The sequence below is a fragment of the Streptodolium elevatio genome, from assembly GCF_053592165.1.
Genome location: NZ_JBSFVE010000046.1, coordinates 1 through 16,852, shown reverse-complemented (window position 1 = coordinate 16,852; position 16,852 = coordinate 1). Strand labels below are relative to the sequence as shown.

The 16,852-nt window shown below is 71.8% G+C and carries 16 protein-coding genes and 1 pseudogene; 6 read left to right on the top strand and 11 right to left on the bottom strand.

Annotated features, from left to right (window positions below; all coding sequences use genetic code 11):
* Positions 1 to 200: 200 nt before the first annotated feature.
* Complete coding sequence (locus ACWD12_RS39885; RefSeq protein ID WP_450103763.1) at positions 201 to 1,067, bottom strand: AraC family transcriptional regulator; 867 nt, start codon at positions 1,065 to 1,067, stop codon at positions 201 to 203.
* Positions 1,068 to 1,167: 100 nt separating this feature from the next.
* Here ACWD12_RS39885 and ACWD12_RS39880 point away from each other — a divergent pair, with 100 nt between their 5' ends.
* Positions 1,168 to 2,079: a phytanoyl-CoA dioxygenase family protein gene (locus ACWD12_RS39880; RefSeq protein ID WP_450103762.1), complete on the top strand. Its 912-nt coding sequence runs from the start codon at positions 1,168 to 1,170 to the stop codon at positions 2,077 to 2,079.
* Positions 2,080 to 2,439: 360 nt separating this feature from the next.
* Here ACWD12_RS39880 and ACWD12_RS39875 read toward each other — a convergent pair whose 3' ends face one another.
* The 4 genes and pseudogenes from ACWD12_RS39875 to ACWD12_RS39860 all read right to left on the bottom strand — a co-directional run bounded on the left by ACWD12_RS39875 (position 2,440) and on the right by ACWD12_RS39860 (position 4,680).
* Entirely contained in the window at positions 2,440 to 3,258 is an 819-nt protein-coding gene (locus ACWD12_RS39875; protein WP_450103761.1) for an MBL fold metallo-hydrolase, read from the bottom strand.
* 89 nt (positions 3,259 to 3,347) lie between these two features.
* Positions 3,348 to 3,476, bottom strand: a pseudogene (locus ACWD12_RS39870) (IS5 family transposase); the annotation flags it as partial.
* Between the two features lie 260 nt (positions 3,477 to 3,736).
* On the bottom strand, positions 3,737 to 4,183 hold the full coding sequence (locus ACWD12_RS39865; protein ID WP_450103760.1) for an IS5 family transposase: 447 nt from the start codon (positions 4,181 to 4,183) through the stop codon (positions 3,737 to 3,739).
* Between the two features lie 227 nt (positions 4,184 to 4,410).
* Positions 4,411 to 4,680 carry a response regulator gene (locus tag ACWD12_RS39860; protein ID WP_450103759.1) on the bottom strand — a complete coding sequence of 90 codons (270 nt, stop codon included), beginning with the start codon at positions 4,678 to 4,680 and terminating at the stop codon, positions 4,411 to 4,413.
* 1,165 nt (positions 4,681 to 5,845) lie between these two features.
* Between ACWD12_RS39860 and ACWD12_RS39855 the strand changes: the two genes are divergently transcribed.
* Entirely contained in the window at positions 5,846 to 7,180 is a 1,335-nt protein-coding gene (locus tag ACWD12_RS39855; protein ID WP_450103758.1) for a cation:proton antiporter domain-containing protein, read from the top strand.
* Positions 7,181 to 7,404: 224 nt separating this feature from the next.
* On the opposite strand, the gene ACWD12_RS39850 is transcribed toward ACWD12_RS39855, so the two are convergent.
* Positions 7,405 to 7,776, bottom strand: a complete 372-nt coding sequence (locus ACWD12_RS39850; protein WP_450103757.1) for a DUF6009 family protein — start codon at positions 7,774 to 7,776, stop codon at positions 7,405 to 7,407.
* Positions 7,777 to 7,913: 137 nt separating this feature from the next.
* On the opposite strand from ACWD12_RS39850, the gene ACWD12_RS39845 reads away from it, so the two are divergent.
* The 3 genes from ACWD12_RS39845 (at position 7,914) to ACWD12_RS39835 (ending at position 9,999) form a co-directional block, all read left to right on the top strand.
* Complete coding sequence (locus tag ACWD12_RS39845; protein WP_450103756.1) at positions 7,914 to 8,711, top strand: hypothetical protein; 798 nt, start codon at positions 7,914 to 7,916, stop codon at positions 8,709 to 8,711.
* A gap of 167 nt (positions 8,712 to 8,878) precedes the next feature.
* Entirely contained in the window at positions 8,879 to 9,220 is a 342-nt protein-coding gene (locus ACWD12_RS39840; RefSeq protein ID WP_450103755.1) for a hypothetical protein, read from the top strand.
* A gap of 20 nt (positions 9,221 to 9,240) precedes the next feature.
* A complete protein-coding gene (locus ACWD12_RS39835) occupies positions 9,241 to 9,999 on the top strand; it encodes a GNAT family N-acetyltransferase (RefSeq protein ID WP_450103754.1) in 759 nt (252 codons plus the stop codon).
* Positions 10,000 to 10,275: 276 nt separating this feature from the next.
* Here the strand turns inward: ACWD12_RS39835 and ACWD12_RS39830 are convergent, their stop codons facing one another.
* Positions 10,276 to 10,929, bottom strand: coding sequence for a hypothetical protein (locus ACWD12_RS39830; protein ID WP_450103753.1), 654 nt, complete (start codon positions 10,927 to 10,929; stop codon positions 10,276 to 10,278).
* Positions 10,930 to 11,490: 561 nt separating this feature from the next.
* On the opposite strand from ACWD12_RS39830, the gene ACWD12_RS39825 reads away from it, so the two are divergent.
* Positions 11,491 to 12,834, top strand: coding sequence for a hypothetical protein (locus ACWD12_RS39825; protein WP_450103752.1), 1,344 nt, complete (start codon positions 11,491 to 11,493; stop codon positions 12,832 to 12,834).
* A gap of 39 nt (positions 12,835 to 12,873) precedes the next feature.
* On the opposite strand, the gene ACWD12_RS39820 is transcribed toward ACWD12_RS39825, so the two are convergent.
* The 4 genes from ACWD12_RS39820 to ACWD12_RS39805 all read right to left on the bottom strand — a co-directional run bounded on the left by ACWD12_RS39820 (position 12,874) and on the right by ACWD12_RS39805 (position 16,469).
* The gene (locus tag ACWD12_RS39820; protein ID WP_450103751.1) at positions 12,874 to 13,752 is read right to left on the bottom strand and encodes an NAD(P)-dependent oxidoreductase; all 879 of its coding nucleotides are present in this window, start codon (positions 13,750 to 13,752) and stop codon (positions 12,874 to 12,876) included.
* Positions 13,749 to 14,432, bottom strand: a complete 684-nt coding sequence (locus tag ACWD12_RS39815) for a TetR/AcrR family transcriptional regulator (RefSeq protein WP_450103750.1) — start codon at positions 14,430 to 14,432, stop codon at positions 13,749 to 13,751. The genes ACWD12_RS39820 and ACWD12_RS39815 overlap by 4 nt, the downstream gene beginning before the upstream one ends.
* A 150-nt stretch (positions 14,433 to 14,582) precedes the next feature.
* A complete protein-coding gene (locus ACWD12_RS39810; RefSeq protein ID WP_450103749.1) occupies positions 14,583 to 15,059 on the bottom strand; it encodes a hypothetical protein in 477 nt (158 codons plus the stop codon).
* Between the two features lie 444 nt (positions 15,060 to 15,503).
* Entirely contained in the window at positions 15,504 to 16,469 is a 966-nt protein-coding gene (locus ACWD12_RS39805; protein ID WP_450103748.1) for a hypothetical protein, read from the bottom strand.
* Between the last annotated feature and the right edge of the window lie 383 nt (positions 16,470 to 16,852).

Genomic DNA, 16,852 nt, shown 5'->3' with positions numbered 1-16,852 from the left:
TCCTCAACTCCCCGTGTAGACCGATGCGCACCGTACAGGCGCACGTACAAATCCCGCGCCCCGATGAGCATCAACCCCCGACGCCCCCCGCACCAGCGGCGAACCCCTCAACCTCCGGCGTCCGCAACCACCGGGGTGCCCTACTTCCGATCCCGCCGGGTGACGCGTGGGTCGCTGCCGCCGAGTGCTCGGCGCGAAGGTCAAGGAGCCCACGAGCGGCTGCGCTGCCGGTATTCGGTTGGTGTCAGGCCGGACAAGCTGCGGAAGCGGCGGGCGAAGTACGTCGGATCGTCCCATCCGACGGCGGCGCCGACCCGGGCGGTCGGCAGCGCCGAGTGGGCCAGCAGGGTGGCGGCGTGCTCGACCCGGAGCCTGGCCAGGTAGCCCAGCGGGGTCAGCCCGACCGCGCGCCTGAACAACCGGCCCAGGTATGCGGGATCGAGGTTGACCGCCCGGGCCAGGTCGTCCAGCCGCCACGGTCGGTCGGGCGCCGCCTCCAGCCGGGCGACGGTGGCTGCGACGGCGGGGTGGAGGGCAGGCTCGGGTGTCGGCCCGTCGCGATCGCGGGCGTCGGCCAGCACGCCGAGGACGGTGGCCAGGCGGCCCAGCACCCGGCCGGGGCGGCTCTGCTTGGCCCCGAGGTCCCGGGCGAGCAGGCCGATCTGGGCGACGGCCTCCTCGGCGGCGGCCGGATCGACGGATGTCACCGCCACGCCGTGCGTACCGGAGGCGACCGGATCGGTCCACAACATCCGGCGCAGCATCGGGATGTCGTACAGCGCCGCAAGGTCGGGCCCCGGCGCCCGGGTGGACAGGCAGCAGTTGGCGACGACGAGGTCGGCGCAGCCGCGGAACCCGTGCCAGGCGCCGGGTCGCAGGACGATGACGTGTCCGCGTCGCAGGGGGTGCTCGCCTCGGCTGGTCATATGTCGGCCGTCGCCTGTGGCGACGACCGCGATCTCGAGGAAGTCGTGCGCGTGCGCCTCGATATCGGCGTCCACGCGGTGGACCCCCGCCAGGACCGGTCGCCCGGCGAACAGGGCGTGCTCGTGCAGCGTGGCAGGCATGTCGGAATCGTACGACTGAGTGTCGGGATCGGCCTGGCCCGTCCCGGCCGCCTTGGACGAGGCTTGCTGTGGCGCGACAGCGGAAGACCTGGAGGCGGGAATGGCCAGAACCACAAGTAGGCGTACCGACAGCGACATCCGTGCCGACGGGCGTATCTCGGAGGAACTCGTGGCGGCCTATCGCGTGAACGGTTTCGTCCGGGTACGCGGCGTGCTCGCGCCTGGGCAGGTCGAGCGCTTCCGTGCCGGCGCCGAGGCGTTTTTGGCGGCGCACCGCACCGAGAGCCTGGAGAAGCAGGGTGTGTTCCGGCAACTGGTCAACGTCTGGCAACGCGACGAGGTGCTGCGGGAGTTGACGTTCGACGCGCGCCTGGGCCGGATCGCCGAGCAGCTTGCCGGGTTCCCGCTGCGGCTGTGGCACGACCAGATGCTGGTCAAGGAGCCGCACAACAACGCCGCCACGGAGTTCCACCAGGACCGTCCGTACTGGCCGCACGAGGGCGACAGGCTCGCTCTGTCGGTGTGGACGGCGCTGGTCGACGTCCCGCCGGAACGCGGCTGCATGACCTTCCTGCCCGGCACCCAGAACCGCGCCGGGCTGCGCGCCCAGGACCTGCACCGCGAGGAGGACCTGTTCGAGCTGGACCCGTCGTTGCGGTGGCTCCCCCGGGTCACCGTGCCGCTGCAGGCCGGCGACTGCACCTTCCACAGCGGCCGCACCGCGCACATGGCCCTGCCCAACCGCACCGACCGGGCGCGGCTCGCGCACGTCACGATCTACATGGACGAGGCGACCCGCTTCAACGGCGGCCACCATGTAGTGACCGACCCCCTCGGCCTCGCCCCCGGCGACCGTCTGGACGGCGCCACCTTCCCCCGCCCATGGGCTCGGACATCAAGCCACCCGGACGGGGACACCCCCTCAGACACTGAACCCACTGCCCACACAAGGCCTACACCGGCGATGCCCCCGCCTGACTCGACGTCCAACACCACGAAGGACATCGCGTGATCCGGGGCCACGCCGAGCCCCACGCGTTCGACGACGGCCCGTCCTCTCTGAACTGGGGGTGAGGCCATGGCACCCCCAAGGCCCAGAGAGCCCCATGAACGGACTGCAAAACCGTCTATGAGCTAGACGAGTTGGAGGTGTAGGGATCCGCCGAACAGCTACTCGCTTCCAGGGTGGCTGCCTGCTTCTGCGGTGCCTGGATGGCGAGTTGGGGTGACGGGATGGCCAGTTGCCGCCATGAAGCTCGGGAGCGAGCCTCGGCCGCGAAAAGCTGACGTTGCGCCGCGGGACTCGCCCGCGGCGCATTTGGAGGAGTCCGTGGCGGAGTACGCGAACGCGGCCCGGCGCGGACGGGCTCGATCAGCCGATCGGTGGTGCGAGGTATTCCAGTGCATAGCCCTCGCGTGAGGGGGTTACGCGGGCGATGCCGGGTGAGTCGAGGTGGGCACCGGCTACAAAGTGGTGTGGTTGGGTGAGTTGTTCGAGGAGGTCCACTCGTGCGGCGCGGGCCTGGGCCTGGTCGCCGTCGAACTCCCAGGATACCTTGGGCCGTTCGAATTGGAGGCTGGGAACGTGGACGGTGTCGCCCCAGGCAAATAGGTGGCCGGCGCTGCTGGTGATCTCGTAGACGGTGTGGCCGGGTGTGTGGCCCGGTGTCGGGATCGCGGTGGCCCAGTCGTTGATCGCGGCCTTCTCCGTCACGGGCACGACCCGGTCACGGATCGGTTCGAGCCGTCCGGTGAACACCGAGGTGTCGCCCGCGCCGATCCATACGCGCTCGAGTCTGCCGAACGCCTCGGAGCCATCCAGCGCGATCAGGCCGCTCACGTGGTCGTCGTGGTTGTGGGTGATAGCCACATCGGTGATGTGCTGGCGGTCGATTCCGGCTTCGTCGAGCGCGTCGTAGATCAGTCCCATGGTGGGGTCGTGCCAGTTGTTGGACGCGCCGGTGTCGATGAGGAGCGATCGCGTGCCGTCGGCGACGAAGAACGCGTTGACGGATAGCCGCAGGTTGTCACCGACCAGCGGGACAGTCGCCGGCAGCTCGGCAAGCGCGCAGCCGTCCTCGTCTCGGAGTCGGGTCGGTGGCATGTCGATGTATCCGTCGCGCAACGCGGTTACCCGCAGGCTGCCGAATTCGAAGGTGGCGTGGTGTCGGCCACGTGTGATCAGGCGCATGGAACTCTCCGTCGTGTCGGGCGTACTGGATTGTGTCTTCTACAGAAGAGCAAATCTCTTATAGGAGAGGCGATCTGGCCGGCGGGCCCGGGGATCGTGCAGGCGATGCCGCGTCTGCGCAGCAGCGCGCGGTTCGCCCGCGAGGAATACGCCTTGTCGCCGCGGGCCCCCCCGGGGGGGGGGGGGGGGCCGGGCGCGGCCCCCCCGGGGGCGCGGGTCGCGGCCCCGGCCTTGGCGAACAGCGGTGGGTGTTGGGCGTGTTCGGCGGGGCGCCGCGGGGGGGGGCCCGCCCGCTTGTAAACGGCATGGCCCCCGCCCCCCGGGGGGGGGGGGGGGCGCGGCCTGCCCGGTCCGACCCTGGGGACGCGGATCGCGTCCAGGACGTTCGCGAACTGCGGTGAGTCTTCGCGTTGTCCGGCGGTGATCAGCAGGGCCAGCGGGCGCTGGCCCTGCTCGCAGGCCAGGTGGATCTTCGTGGTCAGCCCGCCGCGGGACCGTCCGAGCGCGTGGTCTGCCGGCTCGGCGGCGAGACCGCCGGACGGCTCGACCTGCAGATCCCCCTTTTCCGCGCACCGGCCGCGTGCTGGTGCGCGCGGCAGACCGTGGAATCGACGTTCACGTCCCAGGTGATCAGGCCCCGCGCGTCCGCGCGGGCCTGCAACTGCTCAAGGATCCGGGCCCAGGTCCCGTCGCGTTGCCAGCGCCGGAAGAGGCTGTAAGCGGACTCCCAGGGGCCGTAGCGTTCCGGTATGTCCCGCCATGGCGTCCCCGTCCGGGTGCGCCACCGGATCTCGTCGATCTGGTGGCGACGCGTCCATTCGGTCGGCCGACCGCTCTTGCGCGCGGTCGGCAACAACGGCTCCAGTACAGCCCAATGCCCCTCGGTCAGATCTCCCCGTCCCACCCGAAGATCATCCCAGACCAAGATCCACTTTCAAACAGACCCTAGCCGGTCAACTAATGCACGTCGAAGCGCGTGGCCCAGGGCGGCGCGCTTCGACGTTTGGTGCCGGCCTGGCGTCAGGAGCCGGGGAGGGCGGCGGTCTCAGGAAGAACCGGTCGATGCTATGGACCGCGGCGATGAAGTCGCCAAGGGAGACCGGCTTGGTGACGTACGCGTTGCTGTGACCGCGGTAGGCGACGGCCATGTCTTCAGGCCCGGGAGGTGGTCAGCACCACAACGGGAATGGTCTTGAGGTCTTCGTCGGCTTTGGCGACCTTGAGGAACTCGCGGCGGTCCATGCGCGGCATGTTCAGGTCCAGCACGATCAAGTCCGGGCGCGGCAAAGCCGGGTCACGTAGCGACTCCAGCGCGGCGACCCCGTCCGGCCCGGTCGAACGCCGCGCGCCGCGGCCGCCGAGCAGGGCCTCCTCGAGCAGGATCGCGTCCGCGTCGTCGTCAATGCACCTGGTGTGCGCCACTACGTGGACACGAGGTATTCGCTGAGCACCACCTGATCATGCAACTCGGTCCAGACGACGCCATCGCCACCGAGACCAGTTGAGCTGGTAGTGCTCCTGGCTCTCGTTGGCATGTGTACGGACAGGTGTGAGTGGCACGCGGGGTCCGCAGCGTCGATCGCCTGGTTGATCGGGTCGCGGCCGGGCGGGTCGAATGGAACGGGCCGGAACCCCGAATTCGGGCGAGGTCAAGCACGTTGGCACCCGCGTCGCCGTTGGCGGGCCCTATGCCTGCTGCGAATGTTTACTGGCAGTAACGCAGTTCGCTGAACCCGGAGCATGGTTCCACGGCTGGCGACGGCCGTTCGTCAGCCTTCGGGTGACCACCGCGCGCTTGAGGTCGATTGCGTGTCCGGGGCAGGTGCAGATCCGTCGCGCGAATGGCGGGCTGCCGGGGGCCGGATCGCCCCCTGGGCCTGAACCAGAACGCTATCCGGTGACCTCGCGCTTGTCCGCAGCCTTCTCGAATGCCAATGGCGCAAGCCTCGCAAACGCCACGCCTACAAGCTCGTTCGCGTTCGACACGCGGACATGATCACGTACTCACGCCTTGTCCCCTCCGGACGTGAGACGGAGTTGGCTGCATAAGAACACCCACGGTTCGTTCTACAGTCCCTGCGGACTAGACGTGGTCCTGCGTTGCGGAGGCGTTGCGTGGCGTGGTCGGGCCCGGCTCGATCGGGGAGCCCGTGCAAGCGCTTCAGAGCCGGTCGCTGCCGTACGTACAAGCGGCGGGGTGATGGATGGCGTGGTTCGCTGCATCGGGCAGTCAGGGCAGCAGTGGCACGGAGCCGGCTGTTACCAGACGCTTGTGTAGTTGTTGGGTGGCCGGGACGCCGGGTCGACCGTGGAGGCGACGGCTTCTGCTGTGTCCCAAACGATGGTTCGCCGGAAGCAGTGGTTCAGCACAGTTCCCGAATGTCCCCAATGCAGTTCCGCGAACACGTTGCCGTCGCCGTCGCGGGCCCGCGCCGACGAAACCGTCGCCGCCGGGTATGCAATGCGACTCTCCATCCGGGACGCGCGAGCGAGTATCCGCAAAACGCAGGTGCCACGCACACGTTGGCCGCTGGTCACGCGCTGCGCCAGCCTGAGGGCATCCACACCCGACCCAGGGGAATCCCGCGTGAGCACCGACGAGTTGGTCACCCACGTCGTCGCCGGTACCGCCGTCATCGTCGCCCTGAGCCATCTGCTCAGGGCCGTCGCGCGGAAGATGCGTCAACCGGCCGTGATCGGCCAGATCCTCGCCGGGCTGGCCCTGGGTCCCAGCCTGCTGGGGCGGTTGCCCGGCGGGTTCATGGACATGCTGTTCCCGCGGCAGGTGCTTCCGTACCTTTCCGTCGTCGCCCAAATCGCGCTCGTGCCCTTCCTGTTCGCGGTGGCCTGTGAACTCGACCTGCGCGTGCTCCGGCAACGGCGCAAGGTCGTACCGGCCGTGGCCGCGTGTGGGTTCGTCATACCGATGGTGCTGGGCGGCGGCGCCGCGTTCCTCGTGGCGCCTCTCTACACCCCTCCCGGCGGCGACGTAACCGGGAACACGGGCTTCGTCCTCTTCATGGCCGTGTCCATGGCCGTCACGGCCGTCCCGGTGCTGGCCAGCATCATCCGTGAACGGGGCGCGGCATCGACCGTCGCGGGTGTCGTCTCGATGACCTCCGCGGGCGTCATCGACGCTCTCGGCTGGATCGTGCTCGCCGCGGCCGTGATGGCGGCGGGCAGTTCGGAACAAGAGCACCTGTCGCTGCCCGCAACGGTGGCCCTCTTCGCCGTGTACATGGCCACGATGCTGTGCGTCGTACGTCCGGCACTGCGGCGCTGGCTGTCTCGCCCCGAGGCTGTCCCCGGCGGCGACCTCCCCGTCGTCGCGGCGCTGGCCATGGCCTCCGCGTGGGCCACGTCCGCGCTCGGACTGCACGTCATCTTCGGCGCGTTCGTCGCCGGGATGATCATGCCGCGCGGAGCCGACGGCGAACCGGACGCGAGCCTCGTACGCCCGCTCCAGGACAGCGGGACGATTCTGCTGCCGGTCTTCTTCATGGTCAGCGGACTGTCCGTGGACATCGGTGCGCTGAGCCGAACCGACCTCGCGCTCCTCGGCATCTTCACCGCCGTCGCCACCGTCGGCAAGGTCGGTGGCGGCTACCTCGGCGCGCGCCTCGGGGGAATGCCCTCTCATGAGGCGACCGTGGTCGGCGTCATGCTCAACACTCGAGGGCTGACCGAGCTGATCGCCCTCAACATCGGCCTCCAGAGCGGCATCATCGACCAGTCGCTCTACACCGTGCTGGTCATCGTGGCCCTCGTGACCACGGTGTCCACAGGCCCGATCCTGACCCTGCTCCGATTCCCCCGCACTTCCCCGGCCGCACCCGTCGCCGCCACCGTCGCGGCCGACGCCCACGCCGACGCCCCACTCCCGGTCCGCGGCTCGCCCGACCCCTCAGACGCAACGACCTAGCTCAAAGCCCTGCGTCGCCCGGGGTCTTGGGCATGGCCCAGACCGGGAACGGCGGCTACTTGGCCACGTACTCGTGTCGCGATTGCTGGAAGGCATTCCGCATGAGTTCGGCTATCGCGGTCGGCCGCATTCCGTCCGGCAATTGGCGAGTTGGGTCGCTTCAGTCGCTGATCCGTAGGGCCCAGTGCGCTGACCTGCACAAATACGCCAGCGACTCAGGGGTCTCACTCAGCGACTGTCGACGATTTACCGTGCCTGGTTGCGGTTGCCGGGTGCGGGTCGCTTCCACAGTCGCTTCGGTCGCTGTCCTGCGGTCGGCGCATCCGTGTTGCGGCGTCGCCAGGTCTTGTCTCTCGGACGCCCGGACTGATGGTACGTGGGTCGACGGCTTCGCAGGGCGCGCCGGTGGCGTAGAGCCCGTCGGGGTCTTGGTCGCGGTCGTGGGGGGCAGCCACATCACCCGGCGCAGGAAGGTTCCCGAAGCCCGGGAGGCGTTGGAGGCGGGGCCGAGGACGGCCTAGCCGACGAGGCGTCCGTGGCGGTGACAGGCGGGTTTGCCGGCGCGGCGCGGGGGCCCTGTGTCGATAAGCTGGCATCCGGCCAGGAAGCGGCCGAGGTAAGGCGTACGGCTGGCGGCTTTTGGGGCTTGGTGCCTCGATCGTCCGTGCGCGCTCCGCATATTGCAGGGGCTTCCCTCACCGCTTGTCACCCGCGGGTGGCTACGGTCTCGGTCATGGATTCGCAAAATGACGCTCTCGCCCCGCCGTCCCGAAGGTCCGGCCGCAGTCCGTGGCTTGTCACCGGGATCACGGCCGTGGTCGCGATCGGCGTGATCGGCGGCTTGCTGTCGATATCGGGCAACAGCGGTACTCCGACCGGGCCGATGGGCGGCAAGACGCCGATCCCGACGCTCCCCGGCGGCGTCGGCACGAAGTTTCCCACCGGTGTGCCGTCGACCGGGGCCGGCGGGAAAACACCCGCCACTGGTGCGTCGGGGAAGCCGACCGGCAAGAACGACTGGAACAACGCGACCGGCGACACGACGGTTTTCACCGCTGACGAGTGGTTCCCCGAGACGGGCGCCCGGACGGTCGAGGCGCGGTCGTACCAGCATCTGGCCAAGCAGACCGGCTCCTGCACGGCGGCCGAGCCCGAGATGCGCCTGCTGATGAAGGGGACGTGCATCAAGGTCATCCAGTCGGTGTGGGCCAACTCGGGGAAGACACATGTCGGGGCGCTCTCGGTGGTGTCGCTCACCGACAAGCCCGCCGCCACGGCCCTGCAGGACCAGCTCTCCGACGACCGCAGCAAGGGCCAGTACGTGAGTTTCCTGACGCCGCCGTCGAGTTCGGGCGTACGCGTCCCTGCGTCGGCGCCGAGCTGGGTGAGCACGACCGTGTCGGGTCACTACATGGTGATCGCGGAGGTCGTACGGGTCGACGGCGGAGCCAAGGATGCCACGTCACGGGAAATGGTCAACGACCTGCGTGCGGTCGCCATGGAGTACGTCGACACCGTCTCGACCCCCTGACGATCCGCCCGACCGGTTGTGGTTGTGAGGGCGGGTTCGCGGCGCGTTCCGATGACGACGCGCGGAGTTGCCCGGACCGGCCGGGATCCGAGGCAAGACCCTCAGCCTTCGCCGGGGCTGTTGCGCCACGCTGGGGGCAAGGAGGCCACCGATCCGGGGAGTTGCGCATGCAGGACGGCGTGCCGGAGCGCGCATGGGCGGCGGGGGAACCTGTGTCGGTGGCCAAGTGGGTCGTCCTGGTCAAGGAGCACCTGGCTTCGGGCGGGCGCATGGAGATCACGCAGGCGTATCCGGCCGACAACCAGGAATCGGCGCGGCGCATGGCCGATCACCTCGTGTGGACGTACCAGCCCCGGCACCCGTGGACACCGGGCGGCCGCCGGGTGTTCCGGCGCGGCGCGGACGCGTGGATCGTCGACGTCCAAGGGCAGGTGCAGCGCATGCACTTCGAGGTTTTGGTCGCCGAACGGCTGGCCGGTCCCGGGCAGTTCGGGCAGTTCGGGCAGTAGCGGAGTTCGAGGGAGCGGCGTTGTTCCGAATCCGGGTCGTACTGGATCCCGACGAGATCTCCCGGCTGATACCGGAACTCGCCGCCGTCTGGGCCGCGTCCGAGTCGCAGGACGTCCGGGCCGCCACGGAAGCCAAGTACCGCAGGGCTTCGACCGATCCCCAGGCGCCCGCGTTCAGCGCCGCGGTGGCGCAGACGTCGGACGGCCGTGTCGCGGGCTTCCGAGCCGGATCGCTGTACACAGGGGACCGGTCCCTGTGGCGGGACTCCTTCGGCGGCCCGCTGCTGGTCCCGCGTGCGGGCGGCATGCACGCGATCAGCGCGGCCACCAGGGAGCGCTGGGCCGACCGGCCCGTCCCGCACGGGCTCGCGGTGGCCGTACACCCGGAGTTCAAGCGGCAGGGCCTGGGCAGGGAGGTGACCCGGGCCTGGGGGGACGGGCGCCCCGCCGACGAGCAGTACGCGACCGGCCACATCGCCCCCGACAACGCGGCCTCCCTGGCCACCTTCCGCTCGCTCGGCGCCCAGATCATCGGCACCCGCGAGGACGGCAGGTACTTCTACCTCCTCCCGCTCCGCGGTCAGGGCCCCGCCGAAGTCGACCGTCAAGTGGCCGCCATTCAGCGGGACGCACCCGGCTTCGACGCAGCCCTGGGCGGACTCACCGCCGTCCCGGGACGGATCCCCGGGACACATGCCACCCGCGCACCCGAGGTCGCCCTCCCCATCGGCCGAGCCGTCGAGCGCGCGGTCGGCCTCGGCCGGAGCCTGGAGAAGTGAGGGGGTACGGAGGGGGTGGTTCGGGGGTCGCCAGGGGGCGGCGTCCCGCTGGTCCAGGAGGGCGTCGGCCGACTCCGCGACCTGGGGCCGGGACGCGCCCGGGGGGCGGCAATTCAGCCCAGACGTAGATGACCTTGCCGCGTGGGGTGTAGCGGATGCCCCAGCGGCGACCGGACAGACGGCGGCAGGCGCAAGCGGCCCGCAGGCGAGGATCGAGCCGCGGGACCGACATCTCGTCCGCGGCTCTGCATCCGCCGCTGTGAAAGGCCATACGTCTTAGGTGCTTTGGGCGCCCCTCCCACCTTCCACAGTCCGCCGATGATGCACAAGCAACGACCCGTGAGCCACCGGGGCCGGAGCGCCCATCGCCGCGAGCAGTTGCCGGTGGAACTGTTCCTCGGCCCACCCCGGCTCGTCGTGAATCAGCGCGTGGTGCACCGCGTCCACATCCGGCGACCAGCCGGCCTCCACCGCCCACGCCGCGACCCGCCGCGCGTGCCCCGGCATCTCGCGTACCAGCCGGTCGTGCTCCGCATTCCACGCGGCCGTGTACGCCGTCGCGGGCATCCCCGTCTCGTCCTCATAGCAGAGGTCGACGGGCAGTTCGTACTCGGCGGCGTACTGCGGCCGGAACCACGTCTGCCACGGGCCTCCGCGTGCCGACCAGCCGTGCACCAGCCCTGCGTCGCTGTCCAGCACGTAGCAGATCAACGCGGGCGCGCCCGTCTGTTCGCCGAGCCGCCGGACCGTTTCCGCGGTCTCCCCCGGTACGCCGTGCTCGACCGGGACGATCTGCCACGCGTCGCCGTACGCGCGCTCGGAGCCGAGGCAGTCCTCGTGCCCTCTGCGGCACAATCCCCCGTTCAGCGGGTCGAGTTCCCGCGCCGAGCGTTCACTGCGTACCACCACGAACTCGCCCCAATAGCCCATCTCGCGCGCTTCCCTCGCTCACAGATCGTCCCGGGGCATGCCACCCCCGGAGGGCAGGACCGTAGTGCGTCGCACCGACACCGGCGGCCACCAACCGCCAGGCAGGGCAACGCGGCACACGCGGGGCGAGACAGCGCAGCGATAGGCGGCGACACACGAAGCGACATGATCAGGCGAGGAGCGAGCGCGTTTAGGCAGGACCCGCATATCCCCGAGCAGCCTCGAATACAAACCCGCGGCCCCCTCGCCGCGGCGCGTCACGGCGTCACACGACGTCCATCGTGATCCGTCACGTGCCGTCCCCCGCCCGTATGCCCTCCGGCGCTCGTCCGCAACTCCCCCCGGCCCGCGGCCGCTTTGCCGCCTCTCTGTGCCCGCCCGTGTCCACCCCGCAACGTTCTTCCCTGCGGCGCGGCACCCGCATCCGGGCTATCCCGGACAACCCGGGACCGGTCCACACGGCTGGCACTTTCGGGCGGATTTCCCGTCTTCGCCTACCCCGGGGACCCTGCCCGTTCTATCGTCGGCCCGATCGGTGTCACCCGAGGGAAGGGGCCGGCCGTGACCCCACGAGGAATGGGTGCCGCGCGGGTCGGACAGGCGTTGGGGCTGGTCCCCCGCCAGGTCCGACTGGCCGCGCGGGCGGGGCTGCTGGACCAACACGAGGACGGTACGTTCGACGCGGACTGCGTCGCCCGGGCCGCCGCCGACCAACGTCGTTTCCTGGACGCGCTGCACCGCGAGGAGCCGCTGAGCGCCCGTCAGGCGTCCGCGCGTCTGCACATCAGCCGGGAACGGTTCACCCGCGTGGCCCGCACCGCCGAACTGCCGGTGGTGGAACGCCAGTGGCTACGCCGCAACGGCCGCGACCTGGAGGTCTGCTACTACCGGACCGCCGACGTCGACGCCCTGCTCCCCCATGTCGTCGCGGACATCGAACTGCGTGCCGCAGCCGCGGCCGTGGCGCGTTCGCAGGCCGCCGCCAAGGCCGCCCGCACGCGCGCGTACAACCGCGAACGGGCTCAGCACGCACGCCAGTTGCTCGCCACCCGCCGTCCGGGGGCGATGGGCGACCCGGTCGAGACTGTGCTGTGGGCCGTCGCCCTCGGGGCCGCGCACGGCCGGATCCCGCCGCGCCTGCGGCGGTTCCGCGACGACACGCGGGCCCGCGCGCTGGCCGAACTCGTCGGGCAGGCACGGCTGCGCCCCGCCGAACTCGCCCAGTTGGCCGAGGAGGCGACCGGCCCCGCGCTGCGCGTACTCCCCTGCCTGGCCAAGCCGCAGGAGGTCGCCGCGCGCCTGGGGGTGCCGGCGATGCGGGTGGCGGAGCACACTCCCGCGCTGCACGGCTACATCGCCCGTTCGACGCTGGAGGAGCTGGCGCAGGTGCCGCCCGGGTGGCTGCTGCTCCTGCGCGGCGACCAGGAGCTCGAGCGCGTCTCGGCGATGTGGGGGCGCGAGCAGGAGCTTGTGTGGCAGCAGGCGCGCGAGCGTGCGGACGCGGTGCTCAAGGACGCCGCCCGCGCGGTTGCCCGCTTGTCCGACGAGGCGGTGGCCGAGTTGTTCGGCCTGGATCCGGAGTTGGCGGCGGCGTTGCGGCCGCGCAGTGGGCGGTGGTCGGCGGCGTACGTCGAGGAGTTGCTGCGTACCCGCCCGATCTGGCTGGACGACGCGGACGCGGCGCGTGCCGAAGTGGTCCGGCGTGCGCAGTCGGCGGAGCGGCGGGCGTCCGCGCGTACGGCCCGTCGGCTGGGCTGGCGCCGGGTGTGGGCGCATGTGTTCGGGATGCCGGTGGAGGACGTTCCGGAGACTGTGGGCCGCCCGACCCAGGCGGCGATCCGCGCCGCGCTGGCCTCTCCCCCGCGCTGGGCGCGCCAGGCGGACGGCGGCGGCGCGACCGTGTAGCCCCGGGCCCGTGCCGCGCCGACGCGTTCCGCGGGGCGGTCAGGCCGATGGCCGCGTGGCGGGGTCGGTGGCGAAGCCGGCGAAGTAGCTTGCGGCCATGTCGTCGTCGCCGTGGCCGCGTGCTTCGGCGCGGCGGAAGCGGGCGCCGGCGGCCTGGGTGAGGTCGACGGAGATGCCCGCGCGGGCGGCGGCGTCGGCGATGAGGCGGGTGTCCTTCTCGGCGTTGCGGACCGTGAAGCTGGGCGTGTAGTCGTTGCCGCGGATGGCGGCCATCTTGGCCTGGAGGTACGGGCTGTCCATCGGGCCGCCGGTCATGACCGCGGCGAAGTCCGCGGGGTCGACGCCGAGGCCTTCGGCGAGGGCGAGGAATTCGCCGATCACGGAGGTCATGGCGATGCCGTAGCCGACGGTGGTGAGTTTGAGGCGGGTGGCGTCGCCGACCGCGTCGAAGCGCAGGGTCTTGCTGCCCACGGCGTCGAAAACGCTGTCGAGGGCGGGTGGCCGGGGGCCGCCGGCGAGGATGACGAGGGTGCCTGCCTCGGCGGGCTGACGGGTGCCCTGGACAGGTGCGTCGACGAGGACGAGTCCGTGGGTGTCGGCGAGTTCGGTGAGCCGTTCGAGGGCGGCGACGCCGACGGTGCTCATCTGTGCCCAGACCTGGCCGGTACGCAGGCCCGGTGCGGCGGCGGTCATCGCGGCATGGACCGCGTCGCCGTCGTTGAGCACCGTGAGGATGACATCGGCGCCGCGTACCGCGTCGGCCGGGTCGTCGGCGACGGTGGCTCCGGCGGCGCCGAGAGGTTCGGCGCGCTCGCGGGTGCGGTTCCAGACGCGGAGGTCGTGGCCGGTCGCGAGAAGGTTGCGAGCCATGGCGGAGCCCATGATGCCGGTGCCGAGGAGGGCGACGGTGGTGGTCACGTCGTGGTGCCTTTCGAGGTGGGGCGGTCGCAGGTACGCGGGCTCGTACGGGCGCTGGGTCGGTGCGTTGCGGATGTCGGCGCCCCGTCGGGCGGCCCGTCGGGGACGACGGAGAGCAGGAGGTCGACGACGGCGTTGAGGCGTGCGGGGTCGGTGCCGGCCTTGGCGCGTACACGGAGGCCCTGCACAGTGGTGACGACGAGGTCGGCGAGCGCGGCGGTGTCGGTGTCGGGCGGGAGTTCGCCGCGTTCGCGACCGCGGCGCAGGACGTCGGCGACGCATGCGGTGAGGCCGTCGAGGGCGTCGGTGACGACGCGGGCGGCCATGGGGTCGTGCGGAGTGCGTTCGACGGCGGTGTTGGTGATGAGGCAGCCGCGTCGGCGCGGGTCGCGGGCGGTGCTCTCGATGGTGTCGAGGAGCAGGTCGCGCAGGATCTCGCGGACGGGTGCCGGGCGGTCGAGGCGGCGGGTGTTGTCGGTGGCGGTGCGTCGGGCGTACTGGGTGAGTGCGGCTTTGTAGAGGCCGTCTTTGCTGCCGAACGCGGCGTATAGCGAGCCGCGTCCCAGGCCGGTCGCGTCGACCAGGTCCTGGATGGATGTCGCGGCGTATCCCTGGTGCCAGAAGACGGCCGTGGCGGCGTCTATGGCGGCTTCGGTGTCGAACTCCCTGGTCCGGGCCATGCGCCCACCCTAACCCGAATATGGAACGATCAGTCAAGATTCTTGTCGTGCCGCATGCCGCGTGCGGCGAGCGGCGAGCGGCGAGCGGCGCCCGGCATGGGACGTGGCCGTTGACCTGGGCGACGGTCCCAGGCAGGCGCGCGAGGCGGGTCAGTGCGGTCCGGCGCGCCCGGTCAGGCCGACGGCCCGGTACAGGTCGTCGAGCCCGCCGCGGGCGAGGGCGTGGTCGACGGCGTCCGGTACGGCGGCCAGGTCGGCTTCCGCGGCCCACGCGGTGACGGCCGCGACGGCGTCTGCCCGCCGGTAGTCGTCGGGCAGGGCGGCGGCGTACTCCTCGGCGACGCGTTCTTCACCGAACACCAGGTCGAACGCGGTTCCGCCCGGTGTCGCTCCCTCGCCGACCGCGCACAGGCCGTCGACGACATACACGGCGAGCGCCGGGGCGCCGGTCGCGCGGGCCAGGGCGAGGACGTCGGCGTCGCCGGCTCCGGTGTCGGCTATGCGCAGCTCGCGCCAGGTGCCGAACACGCGTTCGCCGCCCACCGCACCCGCGAATGCCGCCACCGCGGGGGCGCGGCGCAGCTCGGAGTCCCCGCGGGCGAGCACGACCCAGCCGACGTAGTCCATGCGTGGGGACGGTACGCCACCGGCTGACGCGCCGTCAGCAGGCTGTGGGGGGCTACCGGTCACGGGTCACCACCGCCGTGAGCGGCACGACGGGTACACGCGGTGTCCGTCGTGTCAGCGATGTTCGCAGTGTCGGTGTGGTCAGCGGATCGGGCATGCGTACGAACGCCGAGGAGGGCCTCGCCGTGGCGAAGCCCTCCTCGCAGTCGGTGGGCGGGTCGCCTCGCGGCGAAAGGCACGCCGAGGCTCCAGCCGAACGGTATTCCTCGGTGGCAATAGGTGAGACCCGGGGACACCGGTCCCACCGACCACCCGGTGCAACCACAGCGTGTGCACGGGCATTCCCGGCGGCTGGGTCACTGGTGAATCCGCATCCGCGACCTACGCATTCGGAACCTACGCCACCGGCGCCGCACGTCCGGGCCGCCCCGCCCGCGTACGGCATCAGGCGTCACCGCCGTCGGGGTCTTCCTCGGCCTCGGCCTGGCGGCGGGCGCGGCGCAGCCGGGTCTCGGCCTCGCGCACGGCGCGGTCGGCGGCCTTGAGGTCGGTGCGAGCCTCGCGTACGGCGGTCTCGGCGTCGCGCAGTTCGTCCTGTGCGGCGGCCAGCCGCGTGGCGAGGTCGGCGGCGCGGCGGGCCGCGCGCTCCTGGTGGGCGGTGGTGCGGTCGAGGCGCTCCTGCCGCCCGGAGCGGGATTCCTCGGCGGCTTCGTGCGCCTCCTCCGCCTCACGCAGCGCCTTTCCGACGCGGTCGGCGCGGGCGCGGCGTTCGCGGCGGGCCCGTGCCCGGTCGAGGTCGGTCGGCGCCGAGGCAGCTTTGGTCGTGGTGGTCGTGGTGTTGGTGGCGCGTTTGCGGCCCGGTTCGGCAACGGGCGCCGGAGCCGCCTCGGGCGCGTGTCCGGCGGTGGCGCGCGGTCTTGTCACCGCGGACGGGCTGACGGCCGGGAACCCGGCGGCGCCGAGCGGGCGGGACAACCGCCCGGACGCCCACTCCCGTGCCGCGTCCGGGTCGGCGAGCGCGGCGTGCAAGGTGTCCTGGACTTCTTGCAGGGCCTGGTTCCCGAGGGGCTGCCCCGCGGACGCGGCAAGCTGCCGGGCCTCGCGCGCAAGTGCGGCGGTCACCTGGCGCTGACGTGCGGAGAGGGTGCGCAGTTGGGCGGCGTCGACGTTGAGGTACGCGTTGCGCAGTGCCTCGCCGAGTTCGAGCAGCGGACCGGTCTCGTCCGGGCGGGTGCGTACGAGGAGGTTGCTCGCCCAGGCGGCGAGGGTGGGTTTCGGCAGGGCTCGGATGCGTTCGCCGAGCGGGCGGTCGCCGGCGCGGACGGCCTCGGCGGCGCGCGCGTTGCGGGCGGCGGTGAACTCGCCGGGGGTGAGCGCGTACAACTCGTCGGCGACAGTGTCCAGATCCACGTGGGACCTCCATGGCCGGGCGAGTGGGCTCGGGACGGTTGGGGGTGGTTGCGGGCGGGCGGTTGGGGGCGGGCGGGGTGCGGTTTCCTGCCGGGAACCGCCGCCGGTTGCGGACGCGGGGGTACGGGGCGCGCGGCGAACCGCTACCGGGCCCCTGCCCGCCCGGGCGCGCGCTCACGCCCCGCCGCGTGAGGTGGGGCGGCCTGAACCCGGGTCCGGGCCCGGTCGCGCCCCACCGCACAGCCCTGGGTCGGCGCGGCCAGGGCCGCGAACCAGGGCCACCGGTTGCGTCAGGCCCGGGGGGGGCGGGGGGGGCCGCGGGGGGCCCGGGCCCCCCCCCCCCCCCGCGGGCCGCGGATGGGCGGCCCCGCCCCCCCCGGGGC

Coding starts and splice junctions, on each gene's coding strand:
- ACWD12_RS39885 (WP_450103763.1), bottom strand. CDS start 1,067: ATGCCTGCCACGCTGCACGAGCACGCCCTGTTCGCCGGGCGACCGGTC.
- ACWD12_RS39880 (WP_450103762.1), top strand. CDS start 1,168: ATGGCCAGAACCACAAGTAGGCGTACCGACAGCGACATCCGTGCCGAC.
- ACWD12_RS39875 (WP_450103761.1), bottom strand. CDS start 3,258: ATGCGCCTGATCACACGTGGCCGACACCACGCCACCTTCGAATTCGGC.
- ACWD12_RS39850 (WP_450103757.1), bottom strand. CDS start 7,776: ATGCCAGCTTATCGACACAGGGCCCCCGCGCCGCGCCGGCAAACCCGC.
- ACWD12_RS39845 (WP_450103756.1), top strand. CDS start 7,914: ATGGATTCGCAAAATGACGCTCTCGCCCCGCCGTCCCGAAGGTCCGGC.
- ACWD12_RS39840 (WP_450103755.1), top strand. CDS start 8,879: ATGCAGGACGGCGTGCCGGAGCGCGCATGGGCGGCGGGGGAACCTGTG.
- ACWD12_RS39830 (WP_450103753.1), bottom strand. CDS start 10,929: ATGGGCTATTGGGGCGAGTTCGTGGTGGTACGCAGTGAACGCTCGGCG.
- ACWD12_RS39815 (WP_450103750.1), bottom strand. CDS start 14,432: ATGGCCCGGACCAGGGAGTTCGACACCGAAGCCGCCATAGACGCCGCC.
- ACWD12_RS39810 (WP_450103749.1), bottom strand. CDS start 15,059: ATGGACTACGTCGGCTGGGTCGTGCTCGCCCGCGGGGACTCCGAGCTG.